Raw genomic sequence first — 24,009 nt, 5'->3', positions numbered from 1 at the left:
TCTCCTTAATGCTCTTTTGCTTTAAAAAAGCGAAGTCGATTTGCATTTGACACCACAGTCAATGACGAAAACGCCATTGCAGCACCTGCAATTACAGGGCTAAGCAGAATGCCAAAGAAGGGATATAGAACCCCCGCAGCAAAAGGAATCCCGGCTATGTTATAGACAAACGCGCCAAACAAGTTTTGTTTGATATTTCGTAAAGTAGCTTTGCTTACCGCTATGGCATCGGCAAGGCCATGAAGTGAACCACGCATTAGGGTAATGTCAGCACTTTCGATAGCTACATCAGTCCCTGTGCCTATGGCGAATCCAACATCGGCTAACGCTAGCGCAGGAGCATCGTTGATGCCATCTCCTGTCATACCAACAATTTCGCCACTGCCTTGTAGCTCTTTCACCTTGTTGGCTTTATCTTCTGGCAGCACCTCAGCAAGAAATTCGCTAATACCTGCTTTTTTGGCAACAGCGGCAGCGGTTTCCTTGTTATCACCTGTTAACATGATGACGCGTATACCATTAGCCTGAAGCCGTTTGATAGCAGAGATTGAGTCTGACTTAATGGGATCTGCGACAGCAATGATTGCGGCAAGTTCACCATCTACAGCAAAGTACATAGGTGTTTTGGCTTCTTTGGCTAAAGACTGGGCTTTTCCAACAAAGCCTGTGAGGTCTATGCCTTTTAACTTCATTAGTTTATCGTTACCAAAAAGCAGGACTTTATTGTTACAGTTTGCTTCTACACCAAAACCCGTAATAGCATTAAACGATTCAATTTTTAGTAACTCAATATCCTTATCTAAAGCACTTTCAACAATCGCTTGCGCTAAAGGGTGCTCTGAGCCGCTTTCTAAACTTGCTGCAAGCTGTAGTACGTCTTTTTCGTCAGTAGCTTTTGCTAAAACAATATCGGTTACCTTAGGTGCCCCTTCAGTAATAGTGCCCGTTTTATCTAAAATCATGGCAGTGATTTTAGAGGCGGTTTGCAGTGCCTCACCGTTGCGAATAAGTACTCCGGCTTCTGCTGCTTTTCCTACTCCGACCATGACAGACATGGGTGTTGCCAAGCCTAAAGCACACGGGCAGGCAATAATAAGCACAGTAGTTGCTGATACGATAGCAAAAGCAATTGCTGGCTCAGGGCCAAAGTTAAGCCATGCTAACGCACTTAACACCGAGATGATCATGACTACAGGAACGAAATAGGCGGAAATAACATCGGCCAAGCGGCCAATCGGCGGTTTTGAATTTTGCGCTCGTTTCACCATATTGATGATCTGTGCAAGCGCCGTGTCTTTACCAACGCGTGTCGCTCTAAATAAAATCATGCCTGATTTGTTCAAAGTACCAGCGACAACCTCATCTTCTTCGGCTTTTTCAACAGGCATAGGTTCGCCTGTCAGCATGGACTCATCAATAGAGGTGTGTCCTTCCAATACAACGCCATCCACGGGAATTTTTTCACCCGGCTTTACTTTCACAACATCATGAAGCAAAACCTGTTCGATACCTATCTGAACCTCTTTATTATCACGAACTACAGTTGCCGTTTTGGCCTGCAAGCCGATAAGACGTTTAATGGCCTCAGAGGTTTTACCTCTGGCTTTTATTTCTAATGCTAGACCTAAATCAATTAAGCCAATGATCATGGCGGTAGCTTCAAAATAGACATGTCGTGCCATCAATGGAACGGCGTCAGGTGCAAACACGACAACCATCGAATACACCCAAGCTGTACCTGTTCCTAAAGCTATTAGAGTGTCCATATTAGCGGAGTGGTTTTTAAAGCTTTTCCATGCTCCTACATAGAAATGCTTACCTGAAAAATACATAACGCCAAAAGTTAAAATGCCTACAACTAGCCAAGACATGCGTTCAAGGTTTGTTTCAACCGTCATTTCTCCAACCACAATGCTGTAGATCATCAAAGGAACGCCGAGTGAAAGGGCAATAAACGTATCGCGCATTAGCTTTTTGTAATATGCCCAATCCGCCGCCTCTTTCTCATCAAGCGCATCTGTTGCTGAGCTATCATCAATTGGCTTCGCGTTATACCCCACTGACTCAACAGCTTTGATCAATTCTTCTGTTTTAGCTGTCCCATAAACTGTTACTGTCCTATCAGCAAAATTCATTTCCGCACTGACGACTCCAAGAGTTGCCTTCAACGCCCCTTCAATTTTGCCTACACAGCTAGCACACCCAGCGCCTTCAATGATAAGCTGTTGGTTATGTGATACTTTCTCCAACGTATTCTCCTTAGTTTTACACGAAGAGGATTGAGCTTTTGCCTGACAGCAACAGCCTGATTCAGTTTTTATATTTGTGTTAGTAGCCACCCTTTTTCCTCCTATGCTTTTTTAATTTGCTCAAAGTTTTCGATGAGATGACAAACCATGTTTGCAGTCGGTGCCTTGTCTTCCATTTCTTCCCACTGAGAAAGCGCAGAAGACATTTTTCCTCGAAGTGCCAACATTGCTTGAAACTGCTTTTCTGTTTCTTCAAGCCGCTCTTTGATCAGGCTTCTGACTAATGGGCACGCACTTTTACCATCTTCAGATTCATTAATAATTTCCTTGATATCTGCAACGGAAAAACCAAGGTTTCTGGCACTTAAAATGAATTTAAGTCTCGATACTTCTTTATTCGAGTATGACTTGTAGCCGTTCACTGACTTAGCAGGTTTTAACAATCCTAATCTGGTGTAATAGCGCACCGTATCAGCAGTCGTTCCAAGGCTTTTTGCCAGCTCCGCAACTTTCATATTCACTCCTCAGTTTTTAGCTAAGTTTGTACTCTCATCTTCAGCTTAGACCTGTGTCTAAGACACAGGTCAAGTACTAATTCTAGTGAATAAGCTAAAAACTAATTTTTTGGTAAAAGAGAAATCTCGGCCAAAATCGACAGCATTAAGTACTGTAAATGGCAATAGTTTGAGAATTTTCATAGTGCCTTCAAAATATCGTACTAATCGTTCAAAACAATTGATTATTTAAATCAATGAATAAGTCATTCTATTTTTGATGGGAGTGGCGAAAAAAAGACGCACTGATCCCGTGATTAGCCAATAATTGGTGGACGATAAAGTAAGAGATGGATACCAGATTTTGGTAGAGGTGTACGCTGTAGAAATAGCTCAGAGTAAATATTGCAAATACCTTCCTCTTGCGCTTGCACAAGATAGGCATTTAAATGAAAGCTTGAACAAAATCCCCCCTCACAACAAACACAATCACTAGCTTTGCATTTTTCACAGACTTCATCACCATGACGGTGTTTAGAGTCTTGCGAGTTTACAGTGTGATAGTGACTATTGTCATTCATTGATTGATGGTGAATATTTTTGCTTCGTTGCATAATATGCGTGTCGGAAGATCCATTTTGATGTTCTTCACAATTCATTGGCTTAGCTGTAGCAAAACTATGCTGCGTAAGCAACACAGTTATTATCACTATTTTAAACCACCTGAAAAGTCCAAACATTATCATTCCTTCTTTAGCTCCTACAATATTAGCCACTTTATAAAAATAATTTTATGATCTTGATCAACCTTTGAACTAAAACCTAAACTTTTTACTTTTTTAAACAGCTTAAACTTAACAAGTATAAAAGGGGTGTCTAATTTAGACTCATGAGATTGAAGCCAAGCATGAGCACCATTAAAAAAATAAAAACCCTACGCTCATAACTAGGTATTGAGTAAGGGATCATTTTTCCAATTGTTCAGCTTTAAGCACAGTACTTTGCAACAATCGGTTCTATCCCGAGCACACCCAATTCCCGTTCATCAAAAGTGATAAAATGGCCTATTGTACGTCTTTCAATGGCGATGTTTTTTGGCTTGACTCTTTAACCTTAAACATTCGCCAACTTTACTTCTTAGCTGATATTCCACCTTGATAGGTATACACCAGACTGGCACCGACTGAAAACAAGAAGTAGCTTACTATTACTGCTCTTAGTTCTTTCCAAAAAAACTATTAGCTAGGCCTTTTCTAACATAACTAAAATGGTTTAAATCCCAAAAAACGAAAGCTACCATCAATATAGTTGCGGTAGCTCTCATCAAGTCAATATAGTATTTCTTCACATCAGAGCCAGAACTTGATACCTGCAACAAAAGCAGTATCACGCGTACTTTGCCCATTTAACTTCGCAAAGTCGGCTGTATTACCAAATTTATTTGTCCACTCAACGCCAACATAGGGAGCAAACTGGCGGGTAAACTCATAACGAACCCGAAAACCAATAGCACTGCTAGATAAGCCACTACCAAGGTTATTTTGGACGTCATCCTTACCGTAAAGCGTCAACTCTGCTCGTGGTTGAACAATTAACTTTTGAGTAAGTAATAGCTCATACTCAGCTTCGATCGAAAATGCACTATTACCTTGCTCTCCTAAATACGCAGTCATATCAATTTCAAACCAGTAGGGGGCTAGACCTTGTAAACCAAAAGCTAGCCATTTGCGGTTTTCACCTTCGTTATTGTAATCAAGTCGAATACCGACTTGTGTATCCCAATAAGCAGATATTGCGTGGCCCCATAGAAAATCTGTTTGGTTCTCCTCTAAATTACCTTCGCTAAAATCTCCCTCAGTTTTGATGACTAATCTATCAAAAGTAGTGCCATACCATGCCTGAAAGTCAAAAACACCTGCGTTTGTTTGCTCATTATATTCAAGACGATCCCCTAGTAGCGCGTAAAATGAATGCTCATCTGCCAAAGTCAGTCGTTTGTCGCTATTGAGTGCATAAGGACCTTCAGTCAATGTTGTACCTGCGGCATAAGCATGAGGGTCTCTAGCATCTTTAGGTGCATCTCCACCTTGTGCTTGCATTTTAGAATCACCCATCTCAGTCATCTCATCTTTTGCAGATACAGATACACTTATAAGGGGCAAACCTATTAATAATAGTTTTAACGTATTGGTTAGTATTAATTTTCTCATGATACAACTACCTCTCTAAACATACCTGCATCCATGTGGAATAATAAATGGCAATGCCATGCCCAGCGACCTACGTCATGAGGTGTTGTTAAAAAACTAATTCTTTGCGCTGGTTGTACAGGGATAGTATGGCGACGAACCTGTACATCACCTTTTTCATTCTCCAAATCGCTCCACATACCATGCAGGTGCATTGGATGTGTCATCATTGTATCGTTTTGTAAAATAACTCTTAAACGTTGATTATGCTTCATGTGAACTGGCGTGCTTTTTCCAAATTCCAAACCATCAAATGACCAGCTATAACGCTCCATGTTTCCAGTTAAATGTAATTCAATTTCAGCCTCTGGCTCTTGCTGGTTTGTAATTCCCTCAAGAGAATGTAAATCTGCAAGTGTTAAAACACGGCGTCCATTTTTACGTAAACCTATACCGGGATCATCAAGGTTTGTTCTAGGCATATCAACACGCATATCAACAGAAGCTCCATACTCTGTTTTTGCATGACGCACTTTAGTGCTAGCAACAGCTAATGGGTTTTTAGTCATTCCATGTTTACTATGATCCATTGCCATCGCTCCATGACCCATTGCACTATGATCCATTTTATTAGAATTCATGCCCGACATACCTGCCGTATCAGCCATTGTAGAATGCACACTATCATGGGTCATATTGCCCATCATATCTGTCATCGTTAACCACTCAACGGGGTCTAAAGAAGGTACTGGTGCATCAACGTTAGGTGCCATTGATAAAGTACCTTTAGCATAACCTGAGCGATCCATGCTTTGTGCAAAAATCGTATATGCATCATTTTTTGGCTCGACAAGTACATCATAAGTTTCACCGGGACCAAATCTAAATTCATCTACTGTCACAGGTTCAACATTTTGTCCATCAGCTTGTACAACTGTTAACTTCAGCTCAGGTATTCTTACATCAAAAAACGTATTGCTAGAACCGTTAATAAATCTAAGCCTAACCTTTTCGCCAGCTTTAAACATTCCACGCCAATTTGTCAAAGGCGCACAACCATTCATTAAAAAAGTCATTGCAGATGCTGATAAGTCTGCAAGATCTGTAGGGTTCATTCTCATTTTATTCCACATTTCCCGGCGTTGTAGCGCATTTGAAACGCTGCTATTTGAAATGTCATCAAAAAACTCTGGAACAGTAGGTTGATTAAAGTTAAATACATCGCTCTGTACTTTTAACTTGCGAAACAAATCCATTGGGTCATCATCAGTCCAATCAGACAATTGAATGACATGCTCATTGTCAGCACTAATAATATCCTTTTCTCTTGGCTCAATAATTAATGCGCCGTACATACCTGTCATTTCTTGAAAGCCACTGTGTGAGTGATACCAATATGTGCCGCTTTGTTGCAGCTTAAATTTATAAACAAAGGTTTCACCCGGCATTATACCTTTAAAGCTAATACCCGGTACGCCATCCATTTGATACGGAAGAATGATCCCATGCCAATGAATTGAACTCGGCACTGATAATTTATTAGTTACCCTGATAGTAACGTCATCACCTTCTCTGAGGCGCAAGGTAGGAGCTGGTATTGAGCCATTGATTGTTGTAGCCATTCTTACAACACCTGTGAAGTTTACGGGTGACTCATCTATCACTAAATCTATTACTTCTCCACTTAGTTCGGGCGCAGTACCTGTTGAAGTTCCAGCAATCAAAGATGAAGCTGCATGAAGAACACTTGGAAAAGCAGCTAATACACCGCCAGCAGCTAATCCTTGTACAAAGCGTCTACGTGGCGTAGAAACTTGATGTAATGGATTGTTGTTTCTCATTTTACTCTCCGTTGTTTGACCAATAAATTAATGTGACCAATGAATGTGCTTAATCTTCCATTCACCATTTTGTTTTTCCAGCACCATCGTTTCCATGCCTTGATAATCGCGTTCAACACCTTTATGAGTACCTGTAGTTTGACTGCGCGACGCAGAGATAGCGGTATTTCCAAGTATCGTCACTTGATGTTCAAGTGTGTCGCTCTTCATCGCTGCTAAATACTTCATATCCGACAACATATGATGATGAGCATATTCATCAGCGCTCCTTTCAACGCGGCCTCCCTCGAAAATGGTGACATCATCCGCTAACTGCGCTCTAGCCTGTTTTTGATTGCCAGTTTCAAGTGCTTGATGAAATGCCAAAACAACTTTTGCGGCAGGGGTATCTATACCTTTAAACAAACCTTTGTCTTTGTTCTTATCACCATGAGCGTTTGTTGCGAAACTAAACGTCATTAATAAAACGAGTAATATATTTATTGTTTTCATTTTCATTCTCTCTTTTAGGTTTTAATTTGCAGGGCCAACAACACTAGTAAGCCCAGCCGTTACAGATAAAATGGCAAAAGCTACTACCATTTCTATCGAGATAGATTTAGATAAAGCCTCTCTGCCTTGACTATTTTTAAGTTGTGGAACGAGTATTAGTTTATGTTTAGCAGCAAGTGCCAAAATAGACACTACAAGAGCCAATTTAAACAACAGTGTTTGTCCGTAACTTGAGCTTATTAGTGCATCAAGACTTCCGACCAATTGAATCACGAGCCAGAGGCCTGCTACCAACAATAGGCTCAATGTAAAACTTGCTTGTTTGCCAAAGCTTTCCATCAGCAAATGAAGTTCTGCATAACTTAGCTGATGGCAAGCCTGTTTTAGTGGCAATAACGCCCCAAACCACCATGCCATAACGAGCACATGCAAAATAAGCAAGCCTTTTTCAATTGTGCCTAACTCAGAAATATGACCCAGTAACGTGAATGAGTATGCAAGGATTAATAAACTCAACATTAAAGCGCTTTGTTTTAAGTACGAGTTCACAGCGAATTTGAACCTTAAAGCTAAAGCGATTATTGCGGTAACTAGCCCAAGCGCTCGAAGCAAAGCTCCAGTGCCGACAGAGGAGTCCCACATAATAGCCAATATATCAGCGTCTATCGCCCCCTGAATTCCCTCTTCTGCCATTGCACCAGTACTGGCAAAGAACCAAGTAATATTAGCGATCAAAGCCATAACTATATAAGTTCTTGTCCACGTTAAATTCGCTATTACAGCATTACTATGAGATTCATTATGCTCAAAAATTTGTCTGAAAAATGTATAGCCGGCAATACAGGCAAAGCCGACGTAAAATACAATTTTTGACAGTACAATGACTGTATTCCAGATATACATTTCCATATCAATCACACAGCCTTACTAATGAACCATAAAGCCGAAGCTATCTTTCATTTTATGTCCATCTTTACCTAAATAGGTCACATCAACGATATAGTTTGTTGGAGCTAATTTAGGTAGTTCCCATGAAAACTCTCTGGAAGCTTCTTTTGATGGTTTAAAGTCAAATTTAATATTTTCACCTTTTTTATTTTTCAACGTAACTTTAACTACACGTACCTCTTTGCTAAATCCCAATGTCAATTTTTCTGGAGTATTCATTAGCATTGCATTATCAGCAGGCACGCTTTTTTCAAGATGCACATGTGCAAATACTGCACTACTAAAAACAACACTGATTATGGTTAAAAGTTTAATTAATGTTTTCATATATACCTCTATTTATTTAATGGATTAACGACTAAATTTATCTTTGAAAATTTGATTACTTGGAATCCCAGCATCTATAATTATTTTTTCCACTTCACTCATCATTGCTTCTGGACCGCATAAGTAAAACTCAGCCAAATGTAGTTCTGATTTTTGGTTCATATACGGCAGAAGTACTTTTTGAACATAGCCTGAGTGCCCTTGCCATTCTTCTGAAGGATTAGAAAGAGTAGGAATATAAGAGAAGTTTTTATGCTTCTCACTCAGTGACTTCAATTCATTATGGTATAGCAAGTCATCTTCAGTTCGCGCACCATAGATAAGAGTCAAACCACTTTTATCTTTATGCTTTTTCAACTGTTCAAAAATAATAGACCTCAGTGGTGCAAGTCCTGAACCCGCACCTATAAACACGCGACTAACTTTTTTATTTGAAGTGGCATAAAAATCAGAAAAAGGGCCTCTTGCAGTTATCGTTTCACCTACTTGGAGTGAACCTAAATAACTTGAACCTATTCCTGCTTTAAAACCATTCTTTGCGGTCTGCCAACGGATATTAAACATTAACTCATCAGACTCCTCGTCAAAGTTAACTAATGAGTAGTGGCGAGTTACACCGTTATGAGAAAATTTTCCATGATAGTAGCTATCCCAGTATTTTTCATAGCACTCTGGCATATCATCTGGACGTAAGCTATTCATCCCTGCTGGCACATCAAATTGCATATATGCACCAGCTTTAAATGCCAACTGTTTGCCTGATTTCAGCTTAAATTTCACTTCCTTGATAAAAGGAGTAATGAAATTAGTCGCAACCACAACTAGCTCATGATTTTCAATATTGCGATCAGTATTAACTTCAATCGAACTAATTTCAGAAAACCTATGCTGACATCCAAGCCGATAACCTTCCTTAAGTTGCTCCTGAGATAAATGTTCCTGTTCAGATAGTGTGATAGGTAATTTAGTTGAACTTAAGAACACGCATTTGCCACAAGTACCGCCACCACCGCAACCTGAAGGAAGGTATACATGTGAACTAGCTAGCCCTTCTAATACAGTTGAGCGACCAACTGCTGAGATGTCAGTAATAGTATTTTCATTGGAAAACGTCACTGCCACTTTTTGCCTGTTAGTGCCCCAACCTAGCTTCAGTAAACCACTTCGATACTGTTGTATCAGCCAAGTAACACCAGTAATTGAAAGGAATAGCGTTGCAAAAGCAAATGCAATGATCAACCAATGGTTAAATCCTCCAGAATTGCCATAGTCCATAAAGTGAAGCTTCATCATCAGATCTTTCAATCTGAAATCATCATTGGCATGGCGAAGTACTTGACCTGTAATACTATCTAAATAAATAGTTGTATTGTTCTCATCCTCAACGGCAACTTGCCACATAGGATTTTGCTGCCTTACGTGATCAGAAAACGGGGGTTGAGATAACACTGGAGTAGTTAACTTACCCTGTCCTGAGTAGGAGTTTTTTGCCAAAGTTAGTACTTGTTCTTCAGACAAATTAAATGGCTTTCCTGTTACAGCATCAAATAGCTTTGAGTGGCGTTCTTGATAGCTATGCTGCCCCTTATCGAACACAAAATGATAGTAAGGCTGATGTAAAACCCATATAAGGTTTACTTCCTGCGGAGCATTACTAGTAATGTCTTTAATAGGGAATAGGTCAAAGCCTGTAATGCTACCTTCATGATGAGAATGAACTCTAAGTTCATTACCACTGGCTTTACTGTGATCCATCAAATTGAAGTAAAGGCCCGTTCCCAACCAAATAAGCAGTTGTAAACCAACAAATAAAGAAAGCCACTTGTGTATCGTTGTATTTAACTTAAATAGTCGCATCAAATGACTCTCTTTTTATTTGGGGAAAGCACTCGGTAATAAGTCAATACTGCGCCAGTAATTGCTCCCATTAGACCTAGAGTTGCGACCAAGAACAAAAACCAGTTAGATACGTTTTCTCCATCATAGTAATCCATAATGTGGAACCGCCACATCCAATCAAACAATCGCCAGTAATCATGACGCTTGGCAACAAGTGATCCTGTTTGTTGACTTATATAAAATGTCGGTGTGGAGAATTGCTCAAACGTCACTCTCCAAACAGGTAAATGCCTTGGGGACAACTCAGCAGGCAAGTTTGTCGCTGACTTAATCAACCTTATGCTGTCGATTTGATGATTCAGCACATAATGGTATTGTGCGATTTCTTTAGCCTTGGTTTCATCTACAAGGGCCTGAACAGCTCCAGTTTTAGCATCTATTGCTACTTTTCCATTTTCTCCATTAATAAAAGAATACAAAGGACGGCCCATACTTTGAGTAAGTGTAACTTGGCTAGCTTTAGGATAATCCGCAGCTAGCTTTACAATGGAGTAATCCATACTTGCTAAATCTATTTTGGCTTCCTCACTCTTAGCCAAGGTTTCGCCGTGTATATAGTGAATATCCATAGTCACCATATACACACCAGTAATCGACCAGAAAAGGAATTGTATCCCTACAAATGCCATTAGCCATTTATGGTACTTCCTAGCTTTTCTAAGCATTGTTTTTTAGCTCCGAGTTAGAAAGTTCCTTGTTAAAGGCGTTTACTTCGGGCTTTTTAACGATTGAATAAATCGCGGGTAAAACAATTAGAGTTAGCAGGACTGCACTTGTCATCCCACCTACCATTGGTGCAGCAATACGACTCATTACCTCAGAGCCTGTTCCTGTACCATATAAAATAGGCATTAGGCCGATAATGATTGTCGCTACTGTCATCATTACAGGACGAACACGTAATCCAGCACCGTGCAATAAGGCATCTTGATATTCATCTTCTGAGATGAGTTCTGCTCGCTCTTTCGCTTTTTCCTTAAGTTCAGCGAGCGCCTGATTGAGATATACCAACATTATTACGCCAATCTCAACAGCTACTCCAGCCAGAGCAATAAAGCCTACACCAACTGCTACAGAGAAGTTGAACCCTTCTAAATACATCAACCATAACCCACCGATCATTGCCATCGGTAAAGTCACAATGATGATCGCAACTTCGCTAAACGCTCTGAAGTTCAAATAAAGCAAAATAACAATAATGGCGAGCGTCAATGGAACAACGTAAGTAAGCTTGGCTTTGGCTCTTTCCATATATTCGTATTGACCAGCCCAAGTAATCGAATAACCTGCTGGTAATATAAGATTTTTAGCTAAATGCTCTTTTGCACTTTCAACATAAGTACCTACGTCAACGCCCTCTATATCAATGAACGTCCAACCATTAATACGTGCATTTTCACTCTTGATCCCCGGAGGGCCTACTTCTACTTTTATTTCAGCTACGTCACCTAGTGCGATGCGTTGTCCATTTGGAGTGACAACAGGCAAGCGCGACAACTGCTCTGGAGAGTCACGATAATCTTGTGGGTATCGCAAGTTGACAGGATAACGCTCTTGACCTTCTACTGTTTGAGTGACATTCATCCCACCAATAGCAGTTGAAACTACTTGTTGTACGTCATCGATGTTTAATCCAAAACGACTTGCTTTCTCACGAGAAATATCAACTTTGATATATCGTCCACCTGCAACTCGTTCAGAATAAACTGAAGCGGTTCCTGTCACCTCTGGTAACAATTGCTCTATTTGTTGCCCTATCTCTTGAATCGTATTTAAATCAGCTCCTGCTACTTTAATACCTACTGGCGTTTTAATACCTGTTGCCAACATATCAATACGAGTTTTGATTGGCATAACCCAAGCATTCGTCAAGCCCGGAAACTTAACCAACTTATCAAACTCAGCTTTTAGAGATTCTGTTGTAACTCCCTCACGCCACTCTTCTTGAGGCTTCAACTGAATGAAGGTCTCAATCATAGTTAGAGGCGCGGGATCAGTTGCAGTTTCAGCTCTTCCTACTTTACCAAATACTGTTTCAACTTCTGGCACTGTTTTAATTAGCTTGTCTGTCTGCTGTAGAATTTCTCTTGCCTTACCAATGGAAATTCCCGGATAGGTAGTCGGCATATACATAAGATCGCCTTCGTCTAAAGGAGGAATAAATTCACTACCAATTTTATCGACAGGCCAAAAACCAACAATCGTCACTAATATTGCTGCTACTATTGTCGATTTAGGAAACTTCATAACTTGCTTTAAAACAGGCATGTAGATAGCAATAAGCAGTCTGTTTAAAGGGTTTTTCTTTTCTGAAACAATTTTTCCTCGAATAAAATACCCCATTAAAACAGGAACTAATGTTATCGCTAAGCCTGCTGATGCGGCCATTGCATATGTTTTTGTGTAAGCAAGTGGAGAAAACATTCTTCCTTCTTGCGCTTCCAAAATAAATACTGGCAAGAATGAGACTGTAATGATGAGCAAACTAAAAAATAGTGCTGGACCGACTTCACTTGCAGCTTTCGAGACTATTTGCCAACGATTTTCATCCGTTAGCGGTGTCTTTTCCATATGCTTATGCATATTTTCAATCATCACTATTGCGCCATCTGTCATCGCACCAATTGCAATAGCGATACCACCTAATGACATAATATTCGCATTGATACCTTGCATATGCATGATGATAAATGAAGCTAAGATGCCAATAGGTAGAGTGACAACTGCAACAATCGAAGATCGCAAATGAAACAGAAATGCAACACATACAATCGCGACGACAGCAAGCTCTTCGAGCAATTTACTCCATAGGTTTTCTACCGCCTCTCCTATTAAGCCAGAGCGATCATAAACCGTAACTATTTCAACTCCTTCGGGTAAACCTTTTTTTAACTCTTCTAATTTGGCTTTTACTCCATCAATAGTTTTTTGTGCGTTTTCACCAAAGCGCATAACAACAACACCACCAACGACTTCTCCTTCACCATTTAGTTCAGCAATGCCTCGTCTCATTTGTGGACCTAGGTTGACTTCCGCCACATCGCCAATGGTAAGCGGGGTTCCTTGTGCGTTAACACCAAGAGGGATCAACTCTATGTCGGAAATACTTTTGATATAGCCAGTTGCGGTAACCATGTACTCTGCTTCCGCCATTTCAACAACTGAGGCACCTGTTTCTTGGTTACCACGTTTAAGTGCCATTTGAATGTGACTAAGTGGTATACCGTAGGCTCTTAATTTATCGGGATCGACTTGTATTTGATATTGTTTAACCATGCCACCAACAGCAGCAACCTCAGAAACTCCCGGTACAGTTTGCAATTCATATTTTAAGAACCAATCTTGAATACTACGCAATTGGCTAATATCTAAGCTGCCCGTTTTGTCTACAAGGGAATATAAATAAACCCAGCCAACGCCTGTGGCGTCAGGTCCTAGTTGTGGGCGTGCGGTAGCAGGTAGCGAAGGGGCTACTTGACTTAAATATTCAAGTACTCTGCTCCTTGCCCAATATAAATCGGTGTCTTCATCAAAGATGACATAAACAAAGGAGTCTCCAAAAAATGAATACCCCCGAACTGTAATAGCCCCCGGAACTGACAGCATTGCTGTTGTTAAAGGGTAAGTAACTTGATCTTGCACTACTTGTGGTGCCTGACCGGGATAATTCGTTTTAATTATCACTTGAACATCAGAAAGATCTGGTAATGCATCAACTGGTGTATTTTTAATTGAGAATAACCCACCACCAATCAAAATTAAGGTAGCTAAGATGACAAAAAAGCGATTACCTATCGACCACCTAATAATTGATTCAATCATTATTTATCTCCTAACTTAATGATTTGAATGGTCAACAGCACTTTTAGGTTCATGCTTTAGTTGCTCATTTGATTCAAGATAGATTTCAGTGATAACCAAATTATTTCTCACCTCAAAAGTGAAAGTGACGTTATCACCAACATTGAAATCAACTATTTCTATATTGTCCGCGACTATAAAATCCATCGTCGCAGCAGGTCTATCCCATTTCTCTATTGGGCCTCGGCTAATATTTAGAATACGCGTATCAACATTAATCGCATTGATTAGACCTGATACTGTTGCAAAAGATACTTCTTCACTCATATCAGCAGACTCACTCATGATATGAATTCCAGTAATTTCATATCCACCATCTTCGGTTTTACTCACCTCAAAGTGCAAAGATTGACCAGACTTTAATGAGTCAATATCAACTTTTTCAGCCACAGTAAAATCCATAACCATCTCAGGCCAATCCCAAGCTTCAGCGGGGCCGTGACTGATATTAACCATGCGATGCCCAGTCATAACACTATTAACATCTCCTTGCATCCAAACAGAGTTGGGCACTTCATCGTGAGTCATTCGTTTAAAGTCAGAGCTTTTACTTGATTCAGAATCAATCAAGAATTGAGCTGATGTCACCACAACATCATCTTCATTAAGGCCCTCTAAGATTTCGATACTATCGATATCAACACGGCCAATAGTCACTTCAATAGATTTAAACTGGCCATCCCCTAACGCAAGTACAACTCTGTCTTGTTTACCTGTTCGAATAACAGCTTCTTTAGGCACAAGTATGGTGCTATCAGCTTGATTAGCGTGAATAGAGACTTGTGCGAACATGTTTGGTTTTAATTGATAGTCAGGGTTGTCAAACTTCAACCTCACTCTGAGTGTGCGTGTTTTACTGTTCAAGGTTGGATAGACATAATCAACGACACCAGCCCAGTCCTCACCGGGTAAATAGTCAAGTGTCATTGATACAGGAAGTCCCTCTTTAATTAAGGCTGCGTCACGTTCAAACACTTCTGCTTCAACCCAAACTTGATCTAGCTGACCAATGCTTAATATGGTGTTTCCCGGCTTTACATAAAAACCCTCTCTAATCTTCAAACCATCAACAACACCTGCCTGAGGGGAGTAAAAGGTGATGTTTTGCTGAACCTTTCGTGTCTTTTCTAGCTTTTGAATAAAGTCTGCTGAAAGCTGTAACGCTTTAAGCCGATCTTTGGCCGCCGCAATTAAGGAACTATTATTGCGCTTTATAGCTATTAATAGTTCTTCTTGCGCGTTAACTAGCTGAGGAGAATATAGTGTATATAGAGGCTGCCCTTTCTCAACAGGATTACCTGCGGCTTTGACGTAGAGCTTTTCTATCCAACCATCTACACGTGGATGGATGTGAATTAGCTTATCTTCATCATATTGAACGTAACCTACGGTTGATATTTCAGTATGCATATTTTTAAGCTCAACAGGAGCAGTGCGAACCCCAAGATTATTCACTACATGAGGCGCGATTTTTACGGCTCCGGGGCCAAAGTCATCACCAGATGATCCTTCTTCATACACAGGAATTAAATCCATACCCATAGGCGACTTACCGGGCTTGTCACGACGGTAATTAGAATCCATCGGTGCAACCCAATACAGCGGTTTTTTCTCTCCTGATGTAGCTTCATTGCCATTACCGCTTGAACCTGTACCTTGATATAAACTTAATGCTCCAGCACCTAGTGCAGCACCAATGATGATGGCAATAATTGTTTTAGTATTCGTTGACATTATTTTTCTCCAAATTGCTGATTGGATAAGTGCTGATTAGTTTTGTGTGAAGTTTGCATCGACTTATGTTCAGCATTTGAATTAGATTGAGAATGCGCAAAGAAATAGTTGATACGAGCAACTGTTTTAAGTGCGTCAACATCAATTCTTAAGGCTGATATTCTGGCATTTAATTCTGCGATTCTTGCTCGAACAACTTCGGCAAAATCGCCATCATCATTTGTGTAAGCTGTCAATGACGCTTCTGCTTGGTCATGAGTTTGTTTAAGGAGTTGTTCTTGATAGATAGATTGCCTATCAGATAAACGCTTAAGCTGTCTAAGCTCCTTTTCCACCATACTGATCATTTGCTTTGTCAGTAATAGTTTCTCGGTTTTAATAGTCTCTGAATCTGCAATAGAAGCTGCAACTTGCTTATCTTGTCTGTTCTCGGTGAACAAGGGTAAATCAAACGTTACTCCAACAGAAAATAAATCAGCTCGGCTATCACCAGAGGGCATATTGTCACGATAGGCATAACTAGCATTAACACCCCATTGCGGCTCATATTGCTGTTTAGCTAACTCAACTGCTTTTTCTGAAGCTTTGCGTTTTATATCAATTGCAAGTATGGCTGGGTGATTCGAAAGCTCCTGAGCCAATAGATTTCTTGAGTAATTAGATGCTTTTAGGACTGTTGAATTGTTCAAATGAATTGTAGGCAACTTTTTAGAAACCCTAAACTCTAATGGTTGCGTATCAAAGTTGAATGATTCATTCAAGCCAGCAGCATCGTAGATATGAAGCCACTCATTAAGGCGAGCGATTGTTGTTTCTAGTTTCTGCTTTTGCGAAGTTAATCGGTCATCTAACTGCACGATTTCCAATTGAGCACGAATAACATCTTGTTGTCTGGTTTTACCAACAACATTTGAGTAGCTAGCTTTAGTAACTTCCGCCATCTGCTCAAAGAGCGCCCAATCCGCTTCAATCAATTTAATGGTTTGTTGGGCTAAGTAAGCATCTAACCATAACTGTGATACTTGGCTTATCAGTTTAGCCTTACGATCCTCTCGTAGCAGTGGAAATTTCGTTGACTCAATTTTTAATTGCTCTTGTTTAATCTTTAAACTATCACCTCTAGGAAACATTTGAGAAACACCAACCTTTAGTTGAGTCATTCCTTCCTGATCTAAGTCCCAAGTATCTGTTGGTAAATTCATTATCCCTAGTGATACTTTGGGGTCAGGCAAAGTACCTGAAGCGATACTTCTATTTTCAACCGCGCTTTGTTTTAACCGACTCCCATGAAGCCAAGGATCATTTTGCTGAGCCAAGGTGATAGCTTGTTCAAGTGACACTACTTTCTCAGCTTGAGCTGAGAATACAGACAAGCCGAGCATTAGCGAAGTTGAAAGTAGAGTAAGGCTTGAAACATTTAATCTCATTAGAATTGCTCCTCATAAGCCTTAACTTCTGCATATACTTTACTCGTTCCATCTTTAAATAAAATTAATACGTTATATGACATAAAGCGGTCGCCGACTTCCATACCCGGAGAGCCAACAGGCATTGCTGGGACAGATAATCCAATCGCATTGGGGTGCTCTTCTGACAAGAACTGCTGAATAAACTTAGCCGGTACATGACCTTCAAAGGCAAACCCATTTCTACTCACTGCCGTGTGGCATGAACGGTAATTAGGTTTGATACCATACTTAGTTTTGATGTTGCCGATGTTTCGGAAATCTTTGGAATGCGCAACGATCCCTTTGTCTTCAATATGAGTTATCCATTTTTTACAACACCCACAAGTTGGGGTTTTATAAACGATTAACTCCAAAGGTGTTACGTCGTTATTGTGTGCATGCTTATGTTCATTAGCGTTTGCAAACGCAGGTGAAAGCAGCATTACAACTGCTATTTTTAAATACTTATTGATCATTTTTGCCCCCAGACGTCGCTGGAAAATAGCTATAGCGCTACGACGCTATATTGACTAACAGAAAAATTAATTACATGTGTGCGAAATTTGGACGCACTAATCCTGTATTAGGCAAAAATTGGTGGACGATAAAGGGAAGTGGAAATTGAATGAGGTTGTTTAGATTGCATAGCAGCTACAGATTCACTCAATATTTGAATATCTGTCGAGTCAACACTGGAATTTAGGACTGTCGTAGATGAGCAAGCATTTGCAGGACAAATACATTCAACGTCACAACAATCTTCTGATTGACCATTACTGCTTTTATTCATATCACCATGATCCATGTTCATGTTCATGTGTGATTCATGAGAACCTGATGACATTTCGCAAGGCATAGCAGAATACGCAAATGCTTGCCCTACAAAGGCAAACAGCATAAGCGTTATCACTAAGACTTTTGAAAATGCTTTAGACATAAAATTCTCATAAAAATATACATGTCTATGCTAATACAAATTTTCGAATAAGTAAATTGATGTCATGTAAACATTTATGAATATTTGACTAACGTCAACTTTTTCAAAGAGGTAAGTGACAAATAATAATCTCATCAGACTTCTTATCTTCGTTATTCAATGGCTTTTATTTTGAGACTTAAGTTGCTCTCTCATTTCTAAAACTCGATCTACCGAATAAGCTCCCGCCCTCATAACAACCAGTTCAACAAACGAAATATCAATTAACTTATGGTCAGCATCAATCACATAACAACTCTCACTATGTGTGTATATTTCTAACTTATCCTCATCAGCAGATTTGCTAACAATCTTTGAAGTTACCATTTGCTCAAATGGCCGAAATCTGAATGTTTCATCGTCAATAACAACCCCTGACAAAAACTCCCCAAGAAATGATTTTTCAAAGTCTTTATAGTCATAGACCGAGAGTATGTAAGCATCCTTTAAATATGTTTTGTCCATTTGTTACTCCCTACTAATAGCCAGCAGGGAGCATTTCTCGCAACTCTAATAGCTCATTTGGAGAGTACATACACTCATGCATTAAATTGAACTCAAATACATCTACATCAAACTTTTGGGGTTCTGCATCTAAGATATAAAAGTCAGCACCAAAAGTTCTATATTCAAGACCGTTTACTTCCATGACTTTCGTGGAAAACAAAGCCTCACCTTTTTTACCGTTCTTACTATCCTCAGCAAAAGTAGCGTAAAGCACCTGTTCAACCTTATCTTCTAAGTCAGATTTAATTGAGATAAGTGTTGCGTTAGTTAGTTTTACTCTTGGTCTCATGCTTTTGCTTCCTTCTTATCTTCTAGGCAAAACGGGCGGAAAAAACTAAGGTACTTAACTCCATTAACTTTTAGTAAATTGTTGTCAGCATCAAAATGTGACAGAACGCTAGACTGATACAACGAAATATATTTTTCATAATCGATGGTGTTAAAAAAATTGGTATCGACACGTCGTGCATGGAAAACAAGAGCTTGCTGATCGATACGAACAATGAACTTTTGATCACCATCTAGATTTTTAACCTGTAGACATAAATCAGGTTTGTGCCAATCAGATACAAAGGAAGGAATCAGTGGGAAGCCATATACCAAATAGCGCATACCTTCGATTTTGAAGGTTGTTGGATTGAACTGAGCCTTATTTACTTTGCCGCTACGGAATAATTCAAGTGTCAACACCAGCCAGTGCTCATGCTTAGAAAATGTATTTCCTTCAGAAATACAGCCTTCGAACTCACTATCATGGTTTACATGATTGATGTACATGTATTTTTTAATGTCATTCAAGGAAAGCTTTTCAACCGGAAACTTTGAAGCTATGAGCCTGAAATAACAACCATGAACTTTTAAATCTGCATATTGAACTATCAACGGATCATCAAAAGCATCGAAATATGGTCGCCACTCCAGCCTAAAGTCAGCACCAGTGTTTACAATAAACTTGGCATCTTCTGGCAATCCTAATACTTGGTATATCACTGAAACTAACTCTAATGTTTCGATATCTACCAGCATCAGGCTTTCAATACGGTTTGCCATTGACTCAATTTCTTTATGAAGCGATTCAATAATTTCTTGATCATCGTATTCATTGATCATTAAGTATTTCAGGGAATCGTGCTTTAGAATTGAATCCAGTTTTTTCTGTTCAAATGCTTCAGTGAGGCTATTATGGGTATCAGAAAAATGAGGGCAGTTATAAACACCTCTAGCCCACAGGCCTTGGGCGTAAAGATCAGGAAACTCTAATAACTCAGCAAACTCTTTTGCTTGTTTATTGAGTTTATTCTTTAATTGATAAAGTGAGATCATTTAGTTCTCCAAACAACTTTCTAATAAACAATGGCCTACCAACACATTGCTTTATTTATTGTTCAAATAACCAAATTTTTACGGATGCTCCGCTTCACTGTTCACGTTTTTCAAGGCGAAAAACATGTGTAGGCGTAGGCTGTCCGTTCAGCCTTCTTATTATAATATCGCCAAAAAACAAAATGACAACTTACGTATTTGTACAACTTTAGGTAGATATTTTGAGTTTGAACTCTGAAAAGCTAAGCCCAAACAAGGATACGACCATCTCTTCATTTATATTGGAGCCGGGAAATTTTTTTTCAAAATTTCCAATAATGCTATCTAGGTGGCTAGCTAATATTTTTACTAAAAATATTTCCGAGTTTGGTGAGAGTGCAGACAGTGCTATCAATGGGTTGTCAAAGGATTCAGCTTTTATTTTTACTAGTAAATCGCTGTAACTGTCACAGCCATATAGACAAATAGCTGCCCCTTCTTGGGCTTGTCCAAGGGGAATAGTTAATAATTTAGATAATCGTTTTGCCTGCCTTTTTATATTTACTAGCAGGTCTTCTTTTTTAAAAGACATCAATACACCAAAAAACGGCAACGCTAGGCCACGCACCTATGTCACTCAGTTTTTATGTGAATATTTAATCTTTTAGTTCAGAGTAAATCCATTTCGTCCTGTTTTCGTGGGAACGGGCTTCTCTGAAAAGCCACTGCAAAAAGCAGTGGCCATTGTCGCAATATTATAAGGAAATGTGAATGGTAGTTTGATGCCTACATATTCTTTTCAGTGAATTCAGCCAAGCTACTACGCTCTACTTCATCAAAAATCAGCACTGATCCTTTTTCATAATGACGAAACACATTAACAGCCGCACTTGCACCAGAAGAAGCAGGTGTTACAAACTTATCGTCAATCTGGGCTAGGTTGCCCAATACGATTGTCCGACAATTTTTGCCACCGCGACTAAGCATTCCTTTAATTTGAGCACGGGTCATATTTTGTGCTTCATCAATTATTAAAACAGCATCGTCTATTGAACGGCCACGAAAATAAGCCATACTGGTAAATTCTATATTAGCTCTTTCGATCACATGTTCAACTGTAGCGTGAATATTTCCTTCATGATTATCATCCGAGTGCATCGAAATTAATGCGTCAGTAATACCTGCCAGAAGAGGCATTGATTTTTCAGTTAAATCCCCCGGTAAGAATCCCGGATCGTCGTCCATAAAGTCTCTGGAGCGCACCACAACGATTTTTTTGTACTTTTTCAACTCCAATACTTGATGCAGCGCCGAAGCAACTGCCAAAAAAGTTTTTCCGGAGCCAGCAGGACCAAGGATGATATTTAAATCATAGTAAGTGTCTGTTAATTGGCTTAAAGCTACCGCCTGACGCTGGTTTTTAGGCAATATGCCCCATATCTTTTCTTGCTTACGCGGCAATAATTTTGTGTATACCTCAGTATCTGTTACTTCTGAAATCCGGCCAATGTGTCCGGCTTCATCGTACCAATACATGTTTGGCTGAACTTCATCGTTGAACAAGCTTATTGGGAATGTATAAACCTCTCCTGAGACTTTGAAATCTTTATCTGATTCAATTTGATCAAAAAGATCGCCTTCAAAAGCCTGTACTCCTGTGTATAAAAGATCAATATCTGATATTTGATTATCTACGGCAACGTCCTCAGCCCTAACCCCAACTGTTCGAGCTTTCAATCGCATATTAATATCACGGCTAACAATTGTTACGTCTTTATTGAGTTCTTTTTGAAGATATAAAGCATAATTAATTATTCTGTTATCAGCATCACTTCCTATCCCGTGCTTTAACTCCTTAGCCAGATCCAATTGAGTGTCAATTCCAATGAAAAGCTTTCCTCTCTGGGCTGTTTCGGTAGATGGTAAAGGAATACCTATTTCCATTTCCTCGGCTGTATGTCCATTTATAATGTCTTCAAGCATTCTAATGCACATACGGGCATCGGCACTTACCGATTTATTAGTTCTTTCTTTCAGGTTATCAAGCTCTTCAAGGACAGTTAGACAGATGTAAATATCATCTTTGTAGCTAAAAATAGATTTTGGATCATGTACTAATGCAGATGTGTCTAGTACACGAGGATTTCGATTATCAATAGAGCTTTTCATTACGCAGCCTCCCAAAAGATTGAATCGTTGCTAGGCTTTGTGTTGTACTTTTCTTGTAAATTACAAATTTTGAGTAAAGGTTTATTGTTGAGAGACTGCTCAGAGTAGCTAAGGTAATCAATTTTTTTGGAAATTCTTTTTACTTTTTCTACAGGCCAATAAAAACAAGGGGGTAAAAACTTTAAAATACCCCCAATTCGGGGTTGTAATATCACCACGGCATTTTGAATACTTCTTCCTCGCATAAAGTTAACCGACTTAAACTGCATGTTGGCTTTTTCCATAATGTAGTTGCGACTAGATACCGGGTTTTCATCGCCTTTGTGTAACACTTCTAGGGTATCGGTTATGGCAGCAAGCCAAGGGGCCATTTTCTCTTCTTCGGTACCAGGTAAAAAGCCTATTGATTCAGCTATTTCGGGGGTATTTCGGGTTACGATAACTTTATCGTAAATGCCTTTTTCAATAATCATTTCAAGTGCGCTGGCAAGGGCAAGTAGAGTTTTACCACAGCCTGCAGGGCCGGTTAAAATAACCAGTTCAATACTTGGGTCTAGTAAAGCATCAAGCGCCATGCCTTGGTACACATTTTTTGGCTTAACGCCCCACGCAGTTTGGTTCATTAGACGTTCGACACTAATGTCTTTTAAAGTAATGGTTTTATCGTCGTAGCTTTTTACTCGTGCCGCAAAATGGTCGCTGCTATCAAGTATATACTCGTTATAAAACACATCACTTATGGTACTCTTTGCTATATGATGGTAAGTGTCGCGTCCTTGTTGCTCAGTTTCACACTCACCGACATGTTGCCAAAAATCACCTTCTATTTTTTTGTAGCCGCTAGTTAATAGCGCAATATCATCAATTAATTGGTCTGTGCGATAGTCTTCAACAAACTTCAGCCCTGCTCCTTTCGCTTTAAGGCGCATGTTGATGTCTTTGGTAACTAGCACAACTTTGCTATCACTGTGCTGTTTTTGTAAATGTACCGCGCAGTTAATTATGCGGTGATCATTTTCGTTGCCTGGTAACCCTGAAATGCTATCGGCAAATAAATGGTCATTGACAATAATTAAACGACCGCGAGACTCTGTTTTCGCCTTTTTATTACTTGGCAACGCGACACCTTGCAACATTTGCTCTGGTGAGGCGTCTTTGAGTATTTCATCCAAACCACGAATTGCAACACGGGCATCACGGCTAACATCATGTTTTCTATCCTTTATATGATCGAGCTCTTCTAATACGGTCATCGGGACAACAACATCGTGTTCTTGAAAAGATAAATAAGCGAGGGGTTCGTGGAGTAAGACATTGGTATCGAGCACATACATTTTACTATCAAGGTTCGAAGCTTTTTCCATAGCACTTTCCTTACGTTTTATGATTTTTATGCTATACCCAATTAACTAAACAAGCAGCGATTAAAGCGGTTATTTATTTGTTAGGTATATACTCAGTTTAGTCTATTTGCAGCAAAAGTCCTTTTTATGACAGCCAAAATTACAATTATTTAAGTGGTTAAAATACATACAAAACTTACCTGTAATATTGACTTAAAAAGGTTGACTAA

General features: G+C 39.5%; 21 protein-coding genes. All 21 read right to left on the bottom strand.

Going from position 1 to position 24,009, the window contains the following annotated elements:
• Positions 1-5 precede the first annotated feature (5 nt).
• The gene (locus LPA49_RS05630) at positions 6-2,249 is read right to left on the bottom strand and encodes a heavy metal translocating P-type ATPase (RefSeq protein WP_230235915.1); all 2,244 of its coding nucleotides are present in this window, start codon (positions 2,247-2,249) and stop codon (positions 6-8) included.
• A 101-nt stretch (positions 2,250-2,350) separates the two neighbouring features.
• Positions 2,351-2,764 (bottom strand): MerR family transcriptional regulator, encoded by a 414-nt coding sequence (locus LPA49_RS05625; protein WP_016708244.1) that lies wholly within the window; start codon positions 2,762-2,764, stop codon positions 2,351-2,353.
• Positions 2,765-3,060: 296 nt separating this feature from the next.
• Positions 3,061-3,483 (bottom strand): hypothetical protein, encoded by a 423-nt coding sequence (locus LPA49_RS05620; protein WP_016708245.1) that lies wholly within the window; start codon positions 3,481-3,483, stop codon positions 3,061-3,063.
• Positions 3,484-4,092: 609 nt separating this feature from the next.
• Positions 4,093-4,953, bottom strand: coding sequence for a copper resistance protein B (locus LPA49_RS05615; protein WP_016708246.1), 861 nt, complete (start codon positions 4,951-4,953; stop codon positions 4,093-4,095).
• Complete coding sequence (locus LPA49_RS05610) at positions 4,950-6,773, bottom strand: copper resistance system multicopper oxidase (protein ID WP_016708247.1); 1,824 nt, start codon at positions 6,771-6,773, stop codon at positions 4,950-4,952. Before LPA49_RS05610 ends, LPA49_RS05615 begins: the two co-directional genes overlap by 4 nt.
• 27 nt (positions 6,774-6,800) lie before the next feature.
• Entirely contained in the window at positions 6,801-7,271 is a 471-nt protein-coding gene (locus tag LPA49_RS05605; protein WP_016708248.1) for a nuclear transport factor 2 family protein, read from the bottom strand.
• A gap of 15 nt (positions 7,272-7,286) precedes the next feature.
• Entirely contained in the window at positions 7,287-8,174 is an 888-nt protein-coding gene (locus LPA49_RS05600) for a copper resistance D family protein (protein WP_016708249.1), read from the bottom strand.
• Between the two features lie 18 nt (positions 8,175-8,192).
• Entirely contained in the window at positions 8,193-8,540 is a 348-nt protein-coding gene (locus LPA49_RS05595; RefSeq protein WP_016708251.1) for a copper resistance CopC family protein, read from the bottom strand.
• Positions 8,541-8,564: 24 nt separating this feature from the next.
• The gene (locus LPA49_RS05590; protein ID WP_016708252.1) at positions 8,565-10,397 is read right to left on the bottom strand and encodes a 2Fe-2S iron-sulfur cluster-binding protein; all 1,833 of its coding nucleotides are present in this window, start codon (positions 10,395-10,397) and stop codon (positions 8,565-8,567) included.
• On the bottom strand, positions 10,397-11,104 hold the full coding sequence (locus LPA49_RS05585; protein ID WP_008109638.1) for a hypothetical protein: 708 nt from the start codon (positions 11,102-11,104) through the stop codon (positions 10,397-10,399). Before LPA49_RS05585 ends, LPA49_RS05590 begins: the two co-directional genes overlap by 1 nt.
• Complete coding sequence (locus tag LPA49_RS05580) at positions 11,097-14,261, bottom strand: efflux RND transporter permease subunit (protein WP_074988939.1); 3,165 nt, start codon at positions 14,259-14,261, stop codon at positions 11,097-11,099. The genes LPA49_RS05585 and LPA49_RS05580 overlap by 8 nt, the downstream gene beginning before the upstream one ends.
• Before the next feature lie 15 nt (positions 14,262-14,276).
• Positions 14,277-16,034, bottom strand: coding sequence for an efflux RND transporter periplasmic adaptor subunit (locus tag LPA49_RS05575; protein ID WP_016708254.1), 1,758 nt, complete (start codon positions 16,032-16,034; stop codon positions 14,277-14,279).
• A complete protein-coding gene (locus LPA49_RS05570) occupies positions 16,034-17,461 on the bottom strand; it encodes a TolC family protein (protein WP_016708255.1) in 1,428 nt (475 codons plus the stop codon). Before LPA49_RS05570 ends, LPA49_RS05575 begins: the two co-directional genes overlap by 1 nt.
• Entirely contained in the window at positions 17,461-17,958 is a 498-nt protein-coding gene (locus LPA49_RS05565; RefSeq protein WP_016708256.1) for a DUF411 domain-containing protein, read from the bottom strand. The genes LPA49_RS05570 and LPA49_RS05565 overlap by 1 nt, the downstream gene beginning before the upstream one ends.
• Positions 17,959-18,065: 107 nt before the next feature.
• On the bottom strand, positions 18,066-18,419 hold the full coding sequence (locus tag LPA49_RS05560) for a hypothetical protein (protein WP_074988940.1): 354 nt from the start codon (positions 18,417-18,419) through the stop codon (positions 18,066-18,068).
• A gap of 156 nt (positions 18,420-18,575) precedes the next feature.
• Positions 18,576-18,923 carry a hypothetical protein gene (locus LPA49_RS05555; RefSeq protein ID WP_045979609.1) on the bottom strand — a complete coding sequence of 116 codons (348 nt, stop codon included), beginning with the start codon at positions 18,921-18,923 and terminating at the stop codon, positions 18,576-18,578.
• A 13-nt stretch (positions 18,924-18,936) separates the two neighbouring features.
• Positions 18,937-19,254 (bottom strand): hypothetical protein, encoded by a 318-nt coding sequence (locus LPA49_RS05550; RefSeq protein WP_045979610.1) that lies wholly within the window; start codon positions 19,252-19,254, stop codon positions 18,937-18,939.
• Positions 19,251-20,288, bottom strand: a complete 1,038-nt coding sequence (locus LPA49_RS05545; RefSeq protein ID WP_016708260.1) for a hypothetical protein — start codon at positions 20,286-20,288, stop codon at positions 19,251-19,253. The genes LPA49_RS05550 and LPA49_RS05545 overlap by 4 nt, the downstream gene beginning before the upstream one ends.
• Positions 20,289-20,496: 208 nt before the next feature.
• Positions 20,497-20,859 carry a hypothetical protein gene (locus LPA49_RS05540; protein WP_016708261.1) on the bottom strand — a complete coding sequence of 121 codons (363 nt, stop codon included), beginning with the start codon at positions 20,857-20,859 and terminating at the stop codon, positions 20,497-20,499.
• Between the two features lie 194 nt (positions 20,860-21,053).
• Complete coding sequence (locus LPA49_RS05535) at positions 21,054-22,436, bottom strand: PhoH family protein (RefSeq protein ID WP_230235907.1); 1,383 nt, start codon at positions 22,434-22,436, stop codon at positions 21,054-21,056.
• Entirely contained in the window at positions 22,436-23,800 is a 1,365-nt protein-coding gene (locus LPA49_RS05530; RefSeq protein ID WP_180311082.1) for a PhoH family protein, read from the bottom strand. Before LPA49_RS05530 ends, LPA49_RS05535 begins: the two co-directional genes overlap by 1 nt.
• Between the last annotated feature and the right edge of the window lie 209 nt (positions 23,801-24,009).

Source organism: Pseudoalteromonas sp. MB41, assembly GCF_020966275.1.
GTDB lineage: Bacteria > Pseudomonadota > Gammaproteobacteria > Enterobacterales > Alteromonadaceae > Pseudoalteromonas > Pseudoalteromonas lipolytica.
The sequence above is the reverse complement of the archived record's forward strand: the minus strand, read 5'-3'. Positions and strand labels throughout refer to the sequence as shown.